Origin of the sequence: Helicobacter sp. 13S00477-4 (assembly GCF_002272785.1) — a bacterium.
Classification (GTDB): domain Bacteria; phylum Campylobacterota; class Campylobacteria; order Campylobacterales; family Helicobacteraceae; genus Helicobacter_J.
In genome coordinates this window covers 48,793-65,008 of the sequence record NZ_MLAS01000009.1, presented here as the reverse complement: position 1 = coordinate 65,008, position 16,216 = coordinate 48,793, and the positions used below count along the sequence as shown (strand labels likewise).

20 protein-coding genes are annotated in these 16,216 nt (G+C 31.6%); 6 read left to right on the top strand and 14 right to left on the bottom strand.

Going from position 1 to position 16,216, the window contains the following annotated elements; genetic code table 11:
* Positions 1-109 precede the first annotated feature (109 nt).
* Together BKH44_RS05795 and BKH44_RS05790 are read left to right on the top strand one after the other, a co-directional pair.
* Positions 110-1,099: a glycosyltransferase family 10 gene (locus BKH44_RS05795; RefSeq protein ID WP_095271107.1), complete on the top strand. Its 990-nt coding sequence runs from the start codon at positions 110-112 to the stop codon at positions 1,097-1,099.
* Positions 1,096-2,091, top strand: a complete 996-nt coding sequence (locus BKH44_RS05790) for a glycosyl transferase family 90 (RefSeq protein WP_095271104.1) — start codon at positions 1,096-1,098, stop codon at positions 2,089-2,091. Before BKH44_RS05795 ends, BKH44_RS05790 begins: the two co-directional genes overlap by 4 nt.
* Here the strand turns inward: BKH44_RS05790 and BKH44_RS05785 are convergent.
* Complete coding sequence (locus BKH44_RS05785) at positions 2,039-3,271, bottom strand: O-antigen ligase family protein (RefSeq protein WP_095271101.1); 1,233 nt, start codon at positions 3,269-3,271, stop codon at positions 2,039-2,041. The two genes, BKH44_RS05790 and BKH44_RS05785, sit on opposite strands and share 53 nt — an antisense overlap.
* Positions 3,272-3,308: 37 nt before the next feature.
* Positions 3,309-3,581 (bottom strand): 30S ribosomal protein S15, encoded by a 273-nt coding sequence (rpsO, locus tag BKH44_RS05780; protein ID WP_095271098.1) that lies wholly within the window; start codon positions 3,579-3,581, stop codon positions 3,309-3,311.
* Between the two features lie 146 nt (positions 3,582-3,727).
* On the opposite strand from rpsO, the gene flhA reads away from it, so the two are divergent.
* The 4 genes from flhA (at position 3,728) to BKH44_RS05760 (ending at position 8,021) form a co-directional block, all read left to right on the top strand.
* Positions 3,728-5,947, top strand: coding sequence for a flagellar biosynthesis protein FlhA (gene flhA, locus BKH44_RS05775; protein WP_095271095.1), 2,220 nt, complete (start codon positions 3,728-3,730; stop codon positions 5,945-5,947).
* A 1-nt stretch (position 5,948) separates the two neighbouring features.
* Complete coding sequence (locus BKH44_RS05770) at positions 5,949-7,013, top strand: 3',5'-cyclic-nucleotide phosphodiesterase (RefSeq protein ID WP_095271091.1); 1,065 nt, start codon at positions 5,949-5,951, stop codon at positions 7,011-7,013.
* Positions 7,010-7,243, top strand: a complete 234-nt coding sequence (locus BKH44_RS05765) for a hypothetical protein (RefSeq protein ID WP_095271089.1) — start codon at positions 7,010-7,012, stop codon at positions 7,241-7,243. The genes BKH44_RS05770 and BKH44_RS05765 overlap by 4 nt, the downstream gene beginning before the upstream one ends.
* Before the next feature lie 103 nt (positions 7,244-7,346).
* On the top strand, positions 7,347-8,021 hold the full coding sequence (locus BKH44_RS05760) for a hypothetical protein (protein WP_095271086.1): 675 nt from the start codon (positions 7,347-7,349) through the stop codon (positions 8,019-8,021).
* A 4-nt stretch (positions 8,022-8,025) separates the two neighbouring features.
* Here the strand turns inward: BKH44_RS05760 and BKH44_RS05755 are convergent, their stop codons facing one another.
* The 12 genes from BKH44_RS05755 to efp all read right to left on the bottom strand — a co-directional run bounded on the left by BKH44_RS05755 (position 8,026) and on the right by efp (position 16,215).
* Positions 8,026-9,201 carry a cation:proton antiporter gene (locus tag BKH44_RS05755; protein ID WP_095271084.1) on the bottom strand — a complete coding sequence of 392 codons (1,176 nt, stop codon included), beginning with the start codon at positions 9,199-9,201 and terminating at the stop codon, positions 8,026-8,028.
* Positions 9,194-9,805 (bottom strand): phosphoribosylglycinamide formyltransferase, encoded by a 612-nt coding sequence (gene purN, locus BKH44_RS05750; RefSeq protein ID WP_257842606.1) that lies wholly within the window; start codon positions 9,803-9,805, stop codon positions 9,194-9,196. The genes BKH44_RS05755 and purN overlap by 8 nt, the downstream gene beginning before the upstream one ends.
* Positions 9,806-9,851: 46 nt before the next feature.
* Positions 9,852-10,331 (bottom strand): cyclic pyranopterin monophosphate synthase MoaC, encoded by a 480-nt coding sequence (gene moaC / locus BKH44_RS05745; protein WP_095271081.1) that lies wholly within the window; start codon positions 10,329-10,331, stop codon positions 9,852-9,854.
* A 13-nt stretch (positions 10,332-10,344) separates the two neighbouring features.
* Complete coding sequence (gene mog / locus BKH44_RS05740; RefSeq protein WP_095271078.1) at positions 10,345-10,875, bottom strand: molybdopterin adenylyltransferase; 531 nt, start codon at positions 10,873-10,875, stop codon at positions 10,345-10,347.
* A gap of 33 nt (positions 10,876-10,908) precedes the next feature.
* On the bottom strand, positions 10,909-11,346 hold the full coding sequence (locus tag BKH44_RS05735) for a molybdenum cofactor biosynthesis protein MoaE (RefSeq protein ID WP_095271076.1): 438 nt from the start codon (positions 11,344-11,346) through the stop codon (positions 10,909-10,911).
* A gap of 2 nt (positions 11,347-11,348) precedes the next feature.
* Entirely contained in the window at positions 11,349-11,570 is a 222-nt protein-coding gene (locus tag BKH44_RS05730) for a MoaD/ThiS family protein (RefSeq protein WP_095271073.1), read from the bottom strand.
* A gap of 10 nt (positions 11,571-11,580) precedes the next feature.
* Positions 11,581-12,825: a molybdopterin molybdotransferase MoeA gene (locus BKH44_RS05725; protein WP_095271070.1), complete on the bottom strand. Its 1,245-nt coding sequence runs from the start codon at positions 12,823-12,825 to the stop codon at positions 11,581-11,583.
* Positions 12,825-13,430 carry a GTP cyclohydrolase II gene (ribA, locus tag BKH44_RS05720; protein ID WP_095271068.1) on the bottom strand — a complete coding sequence of 202 codons (606 nt, stop codon included), beginning with the start codon at positions 13,428-13,430 and terminating at the stop codon, positions 12,825-12,827. The genes BKH44_RS05725 and ribA overlap by 1 nt, the downstream gene beginning before the upstream one ends.
* Before the next feature lie 80 nt (positions 13,431-13,510).
* Positions 13,511-13,945 (bottom strand): N-acetyltransferase, encoded by a 435-nt coding sequence (locus tag BKH44_RS05715; protein WP_095271065.1) that lies wholly within the window; start codon positions 13,943-13,945, stop codon positions 13,511-13,513.
* Positions 13,942-14,922, bottom strand: a complete 981-nt coding sequence (locus tag BKH44_RS05710) for a phosphatidylglycerol lysyltransferase domain-containing protein (RefSeq protein ID WP_095271063.1) — start codon at positions 14,920-14,922, stop codon at positions 13,942-13,944. Before BKH44_RS05710 ends, BKH44_RS05715 begins: the two co-directional genes overlap by 4 nt.
* A 64-nt stretch (positions 14,923-14,986) precedes the next feature.
* Complete coding sequence (locus tag BKH44_RS05705; RefSeq protein ID WP_095271061.1) at positions 14,987-15,556, bottom strand: DJ-1 family glyoxalase III; 570 nt, start codon at positions 15,554-15,556, stop codon at positions 14,987-14,989.
* Positions 15,557-15,651: 95 nt separating this feature from the next.
* On the bottom strand, positions 15,652-16,215 hold the full coding sequence (gene efp / locus BKH44_RS05700; RefSeq protein WP_095271058.1) for an elongation factor P: 564 nt from the start codon (positions 16,213-16,215) through the stop codon (positions 15,652-15,654).
* Position 16,216: the final 1 nt, after the last annotated feature.

The window sequence follows — 16,216 nt, the reverse complement described above, 5'->3', positions numbered from 1 at the left end:
TTTATCAAAAATCAATTATAACAAATCTTTATACGGCAAAATAAAGTCAATTTAAGATAAAATCCAAATTCTAACAAAGATCATAAACAAATAAAATCTTAGGACAATAATGAAAAAAATCAAAATCAACTTCGTTGATATGTGGGAAAATTTTGATATAAAGAATAATTTTTTTATCCGAGTGCTTTCAAAAAGATTTGAAATTCAAATCGATCCAAAGCCTGATTTTATAATCTGCTCAATTTTTGGAAATAAATTTAAAAATTACGATTGTCCAAGAATTGTTTTTATTGGTGAAAATATTGTACCTAATTTTAATGCTTATGATTATGCTTTGAGTTTTGAGTTTTTGAAATATGCAGACAGACACTTAAGGCTCCCTTTATATTATGTTTATTTAGATAACTATATCCATCAAGATAAAATGATATTCTCAGAGATTATTACACCCAATGAATTATTAAATAGAAAATTTTGTAATTTTGTTTATTCTAACAACTTGCAAGCTGATAAAATCAGAGAACAATTTTTCCACCAATTATCAACTTATAAAAAAGTAGATTCTGGAGGACGTTTTTTAAACAATATTGGAAAACCCATCAAAAATAAATACGAATTTCAAAAACAATATAAATTTTCTATTGCCTTTGAAAATAGCTCACATCCAGGATATACAACAGAAAAAATATTGGATGCATTTTTGGCAAAAACAATCCCTATTTATTGGGGAAATCCTCTTGTATGGAAAGATTTTAACAAAAAAGCCTTTATTGATGTGAATGACTATCATTCTCTAGAAGAAGTGATTGAAACTATCATCAGACTGGATAATGATGATGAAAGTTACCTCAAAAAAATATCTCAACCTTATCTAAACAATGAAAAATTTTATCAAGAACTCAATGATGAAAAAATTTTAGATTTTTTTGAAAATATTTTTACCAATCCACGTATTTACCATAAGGATGCCCTACCAAATCGTGATGAAAATGGAAATTATCAAAAATTATCCTTTTATATACGTTTTTTAAGTGCATTCATACCTATTAAATCGTTACGACATCGTTTTAGAAATTATCTCATTAGCAAATCTAAATGAAAAATAATCGCCTGCTTTATAACCTCAAAGGATTTATTTCTATCCTCTTGCCCAAATTTTATTTTCAAAAAATCAAAAATAAAATCATCCAAAAATCTTTTAGAAGAAAAGATATAAAATATATAATTGAACGGGTAAATTATTATTGTCCTCTCAATAATTTTCAATCTTTACAAACTGATTCAAAACTCAATGACCATAAACTTACCAAAAAACTTACTGTTTATTTCTTTGATACCTATGAATTTACAAGATATTTCCATGATGATCTCAAATGGTGTTATGAAAAAGGCGATGTAAATTATTTCTTACCACAACCATCAATCACAAAATCTCGCCCTATAGCTGCTGCAGATAAAAATCAAAATTCAATTCTTCTAAATATTGACAAAGTGAGGCATTTTACATTCATTAAAGACCCTTATTTATGGGAAAACAAAAAAGATAAAGTTATATTTCGAGGAGGATGTTATCAAGCCCATAGGCAAAAACTTTTAGGTATGTATTTTGACCATCCACTTTGTGATATAGGTCATGTAGGCTGGGAAGAAGAAAATCTTATCAAATATCAAAAACCAAAAATTTCGATTAAAAAACATCTTGAATATAAATTTATCCTATCCATAGAGGGGAATGATGTTGCTTCTAATCTTAAATGGATCATGAGTTCAAATTCAATTGCTATAATGCCAAAACCAAAATTTGAAACTTGGTTTATGGAAGGTAAGCTCAAAGCAAACTATCATTATATACAAATCAAAGATGATTATTCAGATCTGGAAGAAAAAATTTATTATTATTTATCTGCACCCAATGAAGCTAAAAAAATAATCCAAAATGCCAATACTTATGTCAAACAATTTTTTGACAAAAAACGTGAAAAAATAATCTCTATCTTAACATTAGAAAAATATTTTTATCATACCAAACAAATACAACCTATTGAAGTATTTTTACAAAATCCTTATCTTTATCCAATCCATAAAGCATAGAAATAAATATTATTACTAACAAGATAAAGAAATTTCCATTCATAAGAGAAGTCATTGGCTCATCGCCAACCCCATTTATGATATAAAGTATCAACACACCAAACATAGAAATTCCAAGCATCCTTTTGAATCCACAAAATCGCATTTGTTTGAAAAATAAAACTGCTATACTCACCCAAACAGATAACAAAGCTAAAAGTCCTAAAATACCCTTACGAGCCAAAGTATTTAGGAATTCACTATGTAACCTTTGATAACAATCATTCCTTGAATATTCTTGGGTATTTTTATATTTAACATATTCACATAAACTTTTAGGATTCAAACCTATGATTGGCGAAATCTTAAAAGCTTCCCAAGCTTCATGCCACATTTTAAAACGAAGCCCTAAACTTGTATCATAATAATTTTTTTGATACTGCTCTATATCAGTTTTTGCTTCATTGTATCGGAGCAAAGATTCTTTAACTTGAGGAAAAATACCCATGAGCATCAAACCAACAAAAAATAGTATTATGAACCATTTGAGTAAAGAAACCCACCTTTTATATTCATAAACCAAATAAAATACAAATATACTAATACACCCACAAGCAAAAGCTATACTGATACCTCTAGAACCACTAAAAATAAGTGCTAGAATAACAAAAATAAATCCTATAGCAAAAAATATTTTTTCTTTCATATTGCTTTTTTCACTAAAAAAATAAGAAAAAATACACAATCCTATCACTGCATTGACATTTGCAAACTCAAAAATACCAGAAAATCCCTCAATCCTATCCATACCAAAAATAAGTTTCTGGATAATGGCAATAATACCTCCAATATAGGCACTCAAACAAATCACATAAAAAACTGGCTTTATTTTCAAATAAACACGCAATCCTACCATTAGCATCAATGTTATAGCTCCGATAACATAACTAAGTGGGGTATTGAAGCTTCTAAAATGGTCATAAGAAAAACCATTATTAAAAAATAAATTTGGGATAACAGTTAAAAAAACACTTAAAAATGAATAAATAATAAACTTGACTTGATTGGGTATATAAGAAAAAGACCTTGTAAAAAACCAATATACAACCAATGAAATCAAAAATATAATAGAAAAAATTTGAGGAGATGGACGGATTGAAGAAAAAATAAAAAACCCCCAACATAAGAGGGTGAAAAACATTGCTATTTTATAACAGGATTTGTGATTGATATTAAAATTATCTATCTTTTATCCCTAACTCTGCTATTAATTTGGCATATCTTTCATATTGCGTTCGTTTGAGGTATTTGAGTAAATGTTTTCTTTGACCTACAAGCCTCAAAAGTCCAAGTCGACTAGAATGATCTTTTGGATTATCCTTCAAATGCTGTGTCAATCCTGAAATCCTCTCACTAAGTAGTCCAATTTGAACTTCACAAGAACCTGTATCTTTCTCATTCCTAGAAAACTTTGTGATAATACTCTGTTTTTTCGCCGTATCTAAAGCCATTAATGACCTCCTGTAAGGTATATTATTAATCAAATTGTCATTTTATTCAAAAAACTCAAGGATTTTACATTAAAAAAGCAAAATTTTACATTAAAAAATGTAGAATTCTAAAAAATCTACACAATCTAAGAAAGGGTTTGAAGTAAGTGGCTTCTGAAAAACAAAAAAATGTTGTAAAAAAAATCATACCCTTTTTCCGCTATTTGACAGAATCAAAAGATTTAGCTGTCGTTGTTTTTGTGATTGCAATTTTGGCAATTATCATAGTCCCTTTACCACCCTTTATACTTGATTTTTTACTCATTATTTCCATTGCTCTTTCTGTACTGATTATCCTCATTGGACTCTATATTACTAAACCAACTGATTTTTCAGCATTCCCAACACTATTGCTGATCGTAACACTATATCGATTAGCACTCAATGTAGCAACAACAAGGATGATACTAACTGAAGGCTACAGAGGTCCATCTAGCGTGAGTGATATCATTGCCTCATTTGGAGAATTTACAGTGGGTGGGAATTATGTCATAGGGACAATTATTTTCACAATCCTTGTACTTGTGAATCTATTAGTCGTTACGAACGGTTCTACGAGAGTTACAGAAGTCAGAGCAAGATTTGCCCTTGATGCAATGCCTGGAAAACAAATGGCAATTGATGCTGATTTGAATTCTGGTTTGATAGACAATGAAGAAGCCAAAAAACGTCGCTCAGCCTTAACTCAAGAAGCTGATTTTTATGGTGCAATGGATGGTGCTAGCAAGTTTGTAAAAGGAGATGCTATTGCTTCTATCATTATCACACTCATCAATATCATTGGTGGATTTTTAGTAGGAGTATTTCAAAAAGATATGACCATAGCTTATAGTGCCTCTACTTTTACAATCCTTACGATTGGTGATGGACTTGTAGGTCAAATTCCTGCCCTTATTATAGCAACCGCCACAGGCATTGTAGCTACAAGAACAACGCAAGGTGAAGAAGAAAATTTTGCCTCCAAACTTATCACTCAGCTTACCAATAAAAGTAAAACGCTCATTATTGTGGGTTCTATTTTGGTTTTATTTGCAACTGTTCCTGGACTCCCTACTTTTTCACTTGCTTTTGTAGGATGTTTATTTTTATTTATTGCTTGGCTCATCTCAAGAGGAGATAAAAAAAATCTATTTTCAATATTCGAAAAATGGCTGGGAAAAAAAATGGATATTAATCTTTCTAGCGATATTGAAGAAACCAAAAATCCTAATACTGACCCACACACTCCACCAACAAAATCACAAAAAACACCTGAGGAAATAAAAAAAGAAGAAGAAAAATCTATTGATGAAGTCTTGAAAATTGAAATTTTAGAGCTTGCTTTGGGCTATCAGCTCATTGGACTTGCTGATGTGAAACAAGGTGGAGATTTATTAGAACGTGTCAGAGGAATCAGAAAAAAAATTGCTGCTGATTATGGTTTCTTAATGCCTCAAATACGTATCCGGGATAACCTACAACTCCCTCCAACTCAATATGAAATCAAATTAAAAGGCATTACTATCGGCGAAGGAAGTGTAATGCCTGATAAATTCCTTGCTATGAATACAGGTTTTGTAGGCAAAGAAATTGAAGGTATTCCAACAAAAGAACCTGCTTTTGGAATGGATGCTTTATGGATAGAACCAAAAGACAAAGAAGAGGCAATTATTCAAGGTTATACCATTATTGACCCATCAACTGTAATTGCGACTCATATGAGTGAACTTGTTAAGAATTATGCTGAAGAATTCATCACTAAAGATGAAGTAAAATCTCTAATGGATAGGCTTGCTCAAGACTATCCTGCCATAATTGAAGAAGCCAAAAAAATCCCTACTGGCGTAATTCGTTCAGTTCTACAAGAACTACTTCATGAGAAAATTCCTATTAGGGATATGCTTACTATCCTTGAGAGCATTACTGATATTGCACCTTTAGTGCAAAATGATATTGCCATCATCACTGAACAAGTTCGCTCAAAACTTGCACGAGTCATTACCAATATCTTTAAATCTGAAGATGGAACCCTCAAGCTACTAACCCTTTCAAACAATACAGAACAATATCTTCTGGGAAAATTAAAGGAGCAACCTTCAGGAAAAGCATTGCTTTTAAATGCAAATGATATGCAAAAATTTATTGAAGCCCTCAGCGAAGAATCAATGAAAGTACTCCAAAAAGGTATAGCACCTGTAATCCTTATCGTTGATCCAGAACTCAGGAGAGTGCTTGCTAATAAAATTGAACAATTTAAAATTGATCTGATTGTCCTAAGCCATGCTGAACTTGACACAAATGCAAAATATGAAGTTTTAGGCAATATCAATATTAATTTTAAGGAATAAAATGCAAGTTTATCATTTGTCTCATATTGATCTAGATGGTTATGGTTGCCAACTTGTATCAAAACATTTTTTTGAAAAAATTCATTTTTATAATGCTAATTATGGCAAAGAAGTCTTAGCGAGAATCAATGCTATCTTAAATCACCTAAATACAAACACTCTCACTGATAAATTTCTTATCTTAATCACCGATCTCAATCTTTCTATTTCAGAATGTAAATATTTGCAAGAAAGAGTCGATGAATTCCGACTGAATGGAAAAAATATTGAAATAAGTCTCTTAGATCACCATATCAGCGGAGAAGAATCTGCTAAAATTTATCATTGGTATTATTTAGATACAACACGTTGTGCCACAAAAATCACATATGAAACTTTCAAAAAAAAGTACCCCTTTTTAAATCCAAAAGATGAACAATGGCTTACGCCAATGACTGATATGATAAACTCTGTTGATATTTGGAAAGAAGATGGATTTGGTTTTGAATTTGGCAAAGTAGCAATGAGTATGATTGCGAGTTCAAATGAACTCAATCGTTTTATGTTTGATGATGAACACAGAATATACAAATTAAATTTACTCAAAAGAACAAAAGATTATTTATTTATTGAAAATTCTGAAGTTGAATTTGATAATGAAGTTTTTAAACTCAAAAAAATAGCACTTGGTGGAAATCCCAAAAAACAAACGATGGACAATATTGCCTCTTATGCTCAAGTAGAGTTATTATCGAAAAAAAAAGACAAATGCAGTATCTTTTATGGAGATAAAAAAGGATTTTTAAGTTACTCGATGGGTGGCATTAGTGTCCTTGCAAATCTTTTTTTGAACAAAAATCCAGATTTTGATTTTTATATTGATGTCAATCCTAGAGGAAATGTAAGCCTTAGGGCAAATGGAAAATGCGATGTGAGCTTAATGAGTAAAGAGTTTTTTAATGGAGGGGGGCATAAAAATGCTTCTGGAGGGAAAATTGATGGCTTCAGAGAAAGCTTTTTATATGAGGATATCAAAAATCAAATTGAACAGATCCTTCAAAATCCAAATCAAAGGCTAGGACAATGAATCAAAAATCTGACAAAATTGAATTTGAAGAGCTGGCTGTAGAAATCATTGATATGCTTGGGGTAGCATTACATTTTGCTGGTGTATCACCACAGAATATCGAAAAAGCTATTGATGTATACCTAGAAGAATTGGACAATATTGATGAAAATACTCCATATGGTCAAAAAGAAATAATTGAAGTTATTGAACAATTAAAAATCAAGAAAAGTTTTTTATTCCAAAGATAACAAAATCTAATGAAAATAAATGATAAAATGATTACTCCTATAAATTTTTGCTAATAAAAAATCTATAAAATTAATTCTAATTACTAAAATTAAGGAGTTTATTGTGATAAAAACAAGCTTATTTATTCCACTAGCTCTATTTTTTGCTTCTTGTGCTAGCTATAGAGTAATCCCTGAAAATATTGTCCGTTATGATAAAGGTGTTGAAATCCTTAATTCTGAAAAAGCTCATTCAAAAGTTCAAATTGAAGTTTCCCAAAAAAAATTAGGCGGTTTAAATAACCCTCCTTTAGTTATCTATATTGGGACACAAATCACTCAAGGTGCAAATATTATATTAGATACAGATGATGTAATAGCAATGCAAAATGGAACAAAATTAAAAGTTTTAAATTACAGAGAAGTTTTGGATTCCAATTTTGATTTTACAAATATTTTACAAGATTTTAGTATTCCAACACCAACTGTTGCGGTCAATACAAATGTCATAACACCTATATTTTATTTTGGACGTGGAGGATTTTTAGCCTACAATATGCTTTTCAATCCTTTCATTATCAATGACGCACAAACCCAACAAATGCTACAAGAACAACGTCAAGCACGAAAAATAATGGGAGCAAACTATCTAAGAAAAACAACACTAAGTATTGAAGGAAAGGCAAAAGGTGGTTTTGTAGCCATCAGTCCAAAACACATCAAAGCAGGTAAAATTACCCTCAAAATCCAAATTGGGGATGAGGCTCATCTCTTTAATATTGATATTGAAAAAAGATGATTTTTTATCTTTGATTTTTTTTACTAGATGGTTTCCAAAAAATATAAACTATTTTAATCAATATAGTAAAAACAATCCCTTCAAAAATCGCTGCCAATAAAAATGAATAATAAGTATTCTGATCCATTGCATTTAATTGCAAACCTAAAGTAGCTGTAGCGACCAAAAATGTCAATGGCATAGAATCGCTCAATGCAAACAAAACCGTATTTTTTGCACTTTTAAAATAACTTTTAAAAGCAATCGTGGCTGAAAGCAGACGTAAAGAAATCATTCCTATCACTATCAGCATCCCTTGTAATAATAAACTTGGGGTATGGATAATCAAAGACAGATCTAAAGTAGAACCCACATGAATAAAAAATAATGGCACAAAAAAACCAAAACCAATATCATTAAGCTTATGAACCAATTCATGTTTATAAGGGAAAAAGGTTGCCACAATCATGCCTGCGAGAAATGCACCAAGCACAATCTCAAGTCCAAGCCACATCACAACAACAATAAGTCCAAAAAATAACATTATACTGAAACGAATATCTTGATTATTTTCATCATTATAAGGCATGATAAAAAGCTTTAGACTTGGGAACCACCAAAACATTATTTTGCCTATTTGAAACAATCCAATAATTACAAGCAAAAAAAGTAATAAAACAGCTAAAGTTTTATAAAGATCAATCGTCAACCCATAAGAATAAGAACCGTTAATAATAACTAAAACTGCTATGCTTACAAGTTCTCCAATAATGCCAATTTTTAATGCTAAATCAAGCCAAGGGGTATTTTTTCCATAATCTTTAATCAAAGCCATAATCATCCCCAAACTCATCACTGGAAAAGCTGCAATATAAATAGGTGGTAACCTCAAAAGCAATACCATTAAAGTGGCTATGACATATAATACAGTAAAATAAACACCTGCCCTCTTTAAAAAAGTTTTACCAAGTTGGCGAAATCCACGCAAATCAACTTCCATACCACATAAAAACATTAAAAATAAAAAACCAACTTCTGCAACAATATTGAAACCTTCTGAATGCTTGAAAATCCCAAAATAATACGCTAAAGCACCCAATATCATTTCAACAACCACAATAGGAATTCTTGTAATCTTACTCACATAGGGGGCTATAAGGATCAAAATAGCTATAATGGCAAATATAAATAAATTATCCATTCGACTCCTCCGATCTCAAATCTAATGCTTTCAAAATAGCTTTTGGATAAAGAATATATTCTAATTGATGTATCCTAGTTTCAAAAGATATAAAGCTTTCAGCTTCAAGTCTAAAAATAGACTCTTGTAAAATAATTTCTCCATCATCAATACCTTCATTCACCCAATGTACAGTCACTCCACCAAACTCATCGCCAGAGTCATAAGTATCTCTGATTCCATTGGCACCTTTATATTTAGGCAAAAGGGAAGGATGTATATTGATAGCTTTAATTTTGGAAGTAAAAATCAAAGATAAAACCCTCATAAATCCTGCTAATACTGTCAAATCAGGACTATAACTCAAAATAAGCTTTGTTAACTCCCTATCAAAATCTTCCCGTACCCTGAAATCTTTATGTGACAAAACCTCACACTTTATGTTGAGATCCTTACAACGCGATATGCCATAAGCATCTGGATTATTAGTGATACAAGCAACAATTTCAATACATACTTTTTCACAAACACCTCTAATAAAATATTTATTATGCAAATTATGGATAATATTTTGCATATTGCTACCATTTCCACTAAAAAGAATAACTAAATTTATTTTTCTCAATTTAATCCTATTTTTCAAATGATAAAAATCAATCAAGAACTAAAACTTAAAGCTCAGTTCTTTGATAATCTCCACTCTTACCCCCACTTTTATGCTCCAAACATACTTCAGTAACAATCATCGCCTTATCAATTCCCTTAACCATATCATAAATAGTCAAAAGTCCTATGCTGACACTCATCAATGCTTCCATCTCTACACCTGTTTTACCTTCTGTCATTACAATGGATTTAAGTGTAAAGGTATGGTTTTGTTCATCCTCTTCAATCTCAATATCTACACCTGATAGAAATAATGGATGACACATTGGTATCAAATCACTTGTCTTTTTTGCACCCATAATTGCAGCAATCACAGCAGTTTGTAAAACAGGACCCTTATAAACATTGTTATAAATGATCGCTTCATAAGCTTCAGGACTCATCTTTATTTTACCACTAGCAATAGCAATCCTTTTTGTTTCAGGCTTTAAACCCACATTTACCATTGTGGGTTGATTTTTATCATTGATATGGCTTAAAGGCACTTATACTCCTTACTTAGGATTTGGGTCTAAAAATCTTAATATTCTTTTCATTAGATACAATATATCTCCCTCCAATAAGATCAATGCAATAAGGAATCGCAGGAAAAACAACCTCTAAACATTCTCTAATGCTTTTTGGTTTTCCTGGAAGGTTAAGGATGAGGCTTTGCTTTCTGATACCTGCAGTTTGCCTTGAAAGTATCGCTGTAGGGACATATTTTAGGCTATTTTGACGCATCAATTCTCCAAATCCATGCATTATTTTTTCACATACTGCTATAGTAGCCTCTGGAGTTACATCTCTTAGAGCAGGACCTGTACCTCCAGTGGTTACAACCAAATCACATTTTTCCTCATCACACAATCCTACCAATACAGATTGAATCAAATCTTGTTCATCTTTAATAAGATGATAAAAATATTCACAAGAATTTAGAATATATTCACTCAAAACCTCTTTAATTGCCATCCCTGATTTATCTTCATAAACACCATCAAAAGCCCTATCACTTGTAACCACAATCCCTATTTTTATGACATCCATTTAACTCACTCCAAACAAATCAATTCAAATCCTCTAAGATAAAATCCCACTACCCTTCAAAACAAAACTACGATCTTTTGCATAAATCCTTTCATTATTTTTTATATCATATTTCCAAATAGGTGCAGAATGCTTAAAATCATTGATAAAATCCTCATATAAGCTCAAAGCAGCTTTTCTGTGAGCAGACATCAGAGCAACCATATAAGAACTCTGAAATTTTGCGACATTTCCTTTTGAGTGAGCCATCCTCAAAAAAACTTTTTGATCCTTAGCCTTTTGTTCCCAAACTTCAAACCATTTTAAAAAAAGAGGTTCATAAATATCAAAACTCAGCCCCTCAATATCACCCTCTTCCCTCACAATACCTTCAAACAAACAAAATGCACCCAAATTTTTTTCTATCGCTTCGCCTTCCCATCGCTTATATAGCTCAAAAACAGGTAAAGGTCCTTCATAAATTTCAAGCATTTTTAGCCACCACAAACCGGTGGCAATACCACAACTCTATCACCATTTTTTAGTTCCATATCAATATCTTCTACCAAAACATCATTCACAGCCACTGCACTTAAATCAAGCCACTTGGCAATAGCAGGTATTTCTTGAAGTTTTATTTTTAATTCAAAAAGATTTTTCACATCAAGTTCTATTTTGTTTTCATTGATTGGACCCATAAACTCTACTATTACCATACCTCACTCCTCAAAAAAAATTTTTAAAAAGTAAAATTTCAACTTCACTGCCTTTTGAAATATTCTTTCCATTTTCTTCCAAAATTACAAGTGCACTATCCCCACATAAATTATTAATAACTGAACTTTGCAATATCTTTTTGGAAGAAAAACTTACCTCATATCTGCCTTCAATTATTTCAACATCACAAACACGAAATTCAACCCTTGAATCATTCCTAAGAATATCATCCCTTAGAGTTGCTTTTAAAAACTGATGTTTATAAGTCTTTTGAAACATTTTAGAAAAAAGAATACTGCCAAAAAGATAAAAAGTAATTGCTGCAGAATTAGGAAATCCAGGCAATGCTAATAAATGTCTCTTTTGAATCTTATTATCATAAATACCATACGCAACAGGTTTACCCGGCTTCATACGCACGCCTTTAAACACTACTTCACAAATTTCTTCCATAGCTTGTTGGGTAAAATCATAATCCCCCATACTCATCCCACCTGTAGTGAGTAAAATATCACAATCTAAAAAAGCTTCAGACATCATCTCAACAATAGTTTTTCTATCATCTGGCATTATTGGATAAAGGATAGCTTCTCCACCCATTGAATAAACCATTGCATTCAAAAGATGATTATTCACACTACGAACAAAATTTTTACCTTCAGAGACTTCACCTACTTCTAAAATCTCTGCTCCTCCTGTCAAAATACCAACTTTAGGCTTCCTGAAAACTTCTACAAATACTTCATTGGCATCTGCTAAAAGTCCTATTTCATATGGACCAATACGAATCCCTTTTTGCAAAAGGATTTCACCCTTAATATAATTTTCCCCAATTTGCCTGACCCAATCACCTTTTTTTGGCATTTTAGCTTTTGGATCTAAAAATACTTTATTGTCTTTTACAATAGCAGACTCGACAAGCAAAATAGTATCGCTATTTTTTGGCATTTTAGAACCTGTAAAAGTCTTGATAGTAGATTTTGGGCTGATTTCAAAATTCTTTTCTTCTCCAGCAGGATTATCCCCCTCTAAAACCAAACCTTCTGTTTGCAAAACTTTCAAATCATTGTAATTGAAAGCAAAACCATCCATACTTGAAGTGCAAAAAACAGGCATATTTACTTTGGCAACAACATTATCAGCTAATACCCTACCTAAAGCACTCTGAAAAATAATTTTCTCTCTACTAAGCGAATCTATAGGCATATCTTGTATGATTTGAATAGCCTCATAAAAACTAATATTTTTCAACATTAAAGCAAATGTCCTAATTTAGACTTTTTGGTTGCTAAGTATTTTTCATTATGACAATTACTTGGAACAATAATACTATCTCTGATGACTTCAACATATTGACTCATCGCATCAATCTTGCGAGGATTATTAGTCAACAAATGAATTTTCTTAAGTCCATAATAATGCAAAATATCCCCCACTATCGAATAATCACGATTATCGCTTTTAAATCCTAATGCTTCATTTGCTTCAACAGTGTCATAACCTTTATCTTGCAAAGCATAGGCATTGACTTTATTGAATAGCCCAATTCCCCTACCTTCCTGACGTAAATAAATGAGCATTCCTCCTTTACCCTCTTCAACACTTTGAGCTATTTTCTCCATTGCTATTGCTAATTCTCCCCCACAATCGCATTTTTGGGATCCAAACACATCTCCAGTCAAGCATTCTGAATGCACTCGCACCAAGGGAATCTCAGGTAGATTTTGAGTAAAAATAACTAAATGCTCTACTGGACAAGGGCAATCTTTTTGAACCTTAAGCTCTCTAAAAGATTGAATAAAAAAGACACCAAAACGAGTAGGTAATTTTGCTTGATTTGATACTTCAAATTTTTCCAAAAATATCCTTTTTTGATTTTTTGTAATTATAACATTTTATAGAAAGGATAAATTTGGATTTGGATTCAGCCCTAAGATAATCAAAAAAATTTTACCATTCGTAACCCATCTATTGACCCATAATAATGAGGTAATATCCTACAAACAACAAATCCAAGCTTTTGATAGAGATTGATAGCCTTTTGATTACTAGATTTTACTTCTAAATAGATAAAATCCTTTTTCTTTTCTCTCGCCATATTGATCGCACACTCACATAAATATTCTCCATAGCCCTTACCTTGATACCCAGACAAAATAGCCAAAGAATAAACGCGCAAACTCTTTTGATAGCCCAATACTAATAAATAGCCAACAATTTTATCCTCATCCCAAAGAGAAAAAAGCCTATCTTTCTTAGCAAGATGATAGAAAAAAACCTTTTTTGAAAACCTACCATCTTGAACAGAAAACAAAGAGTTTTCTATTTCATAAATGACTTGTATATCTTCTTTAAGAGAAGTTTTGAGCTTCATTTTTGATAAATCGTATATTTAGGGACTAGTTTTTCAGGTCGATAAGACATTTTTACTTTTTTGAGGTTTTCAAAACCCATATCATCACCAACGTTAATATATTCACTATCATACTTATCTTTTAAAACTTTACAAAACTCTCTGAATATAAATTGAGCACACCCAAGTACTTCAAAATCTGTTTTTTCAATCAACACACTTGCAGTATCTTCCCTAACCTGTTCACCTACAGTAAAACCTTTCAATTCATCACCAATATAAATAACCAACCCCACCAAATTCAAATCTAAATAATCTTGCAAAACCCTTTTTACAGCCAATCTCTCCTGATAAATCCCATCCATAAAAATATCAATTTCTTCTTTTGGCATATATTTAATACGATCGCTAACCCACTTGTTAAAAAGATGATTGATAGGAACTGAATGGATTTCAGGATCTAATGTTTCAATCCTAAAATCTGGATATGCTTTTTTAAATTTATTGATCTCATTACGTTTGGCATGGTAAGCGTTGCCCTTAAGCTCAATCAAGTCATTAGTTTTATAAATATAATCAACCAATTTTTTTTCAATAACATAACTTTCCAAAGATGAGAAAATAACTTCGCCTTCATTACTATAGGTAATAAAACCTTCAAGAAATTCATCACAAACATATTCAATTTTAGAACAATAATTAGATGAATTATTTTCATTCATAATATCAAAGCATTTAGGGATTGCATTGTAACAGTGTTTGGGCTTTCCAAGCGGGGGTAAGAGCATTGAAAGCTCTCCGCCTGTCATCACAAAAAGACAAAAGGTATCATCAATGATCTCATAAAAACCACTTGTCCTTGAAAGCCAAATATAATTAGCTGCGAAAGAATAATCACTCACATCAACCTGAACTTTCTTCAGATAATTTTGCATGATGATTTTTGTTTCCATAACAAAAGGCTTAAGCTTATAATCCAAAATATTTATTGTTGCCATTTAGGAGCCTTTAAAATTTGGCTCGAATTATACTCCTAAAATAACATTTTGCAGCAAAATATTATCAAGATTCGATTGACAAGGTTAAGGGAACTAATAATCCTTCAAACAAAGCTTTATAAGTTTCTTGTCCACACAATAGCTTGACTATCTCAAGTCCAAATAATATTGCTGTGGCAGGTCCTGCAGAAGTAATAATATGTTCCCTAACAACAACTGCTTGATTGTGTCTTTTACCATCAAGTCCTGTTTCACAACCCGGATAACAAGTAAAATCTCTACCTTCAAGCACACCTGCATGGTGTAATACTATAGGAGAAGCACACATAGCACATACAAGCTTTTTTTTAAAGTGAAAATCTTTTATGATTTTAATGATTGTATCATCAGACTTCAGATTATCCATGCCTTCAAAACCACCAGGCAAAACAATACCATCAAATTCAGAAGGTTCAATATTTTTTAGGGATTCGTCTGCTTTTATTTGGACACGATTTGCTCCTGTATACAAACTATCTCCTTGCAAACCTGCAACAATGACTTCAACCTCAGCTCGTCTTAAAACATCAACAATACCTATAAATTCGGCTTCTTCAAATCCATTTGCTAATGGAACTAATATTTTCTTATTCATCAAAACTCCTAAACACAAATTCTCCCACAAGTATTAATATACTTTTGCGGGTTTAAGATATAATTGTAGTGGAAAATAAAAAGAAGAAATATAAGTTATTTGACTTTTTCTACATATTCTGCAGTTTCTGTATTTACTCTAATAGTTTCACCTTCAAGGATATGGAAAGGTATCTGCACAACGGCTCCAGTTTCTAAAGTAGCAGGTTTTTTACTTGCACTTGAAGTATCGCCTTTGAAATTTGGAGCAGTTTCTATAATCTTAAGTTCAACAATTTGAGGCACATCAACAGAAATAGCCTTGTTATTATGAAAAAGAATTTGAACACTCATTCCATCTAGCATCCATTTTGAGACATCGCCAACTTGAGAGTCATTTAAGGAAATCTGTTCATAAGTCTCTGCATCCATGAACTGATAAGTATCACCATCATGATAAAGGTATTGCATTGTTTTTTCTATCAAATTAGGCTCTTCGCATTTATCTCCAGCATGAAAAGTCTTTTCTATGGTTCTATTATCTAGAAATGATTTTATTTTTGCACGTACAAAAGCTGCACCTTTACCAGGCTTAACATGTTGATATTCCATAATCCTATATGGAATCCCTTCTATTTCTATTTTTAATCCCTTTTTTAGCTCACTCATCCCTATTGCCATA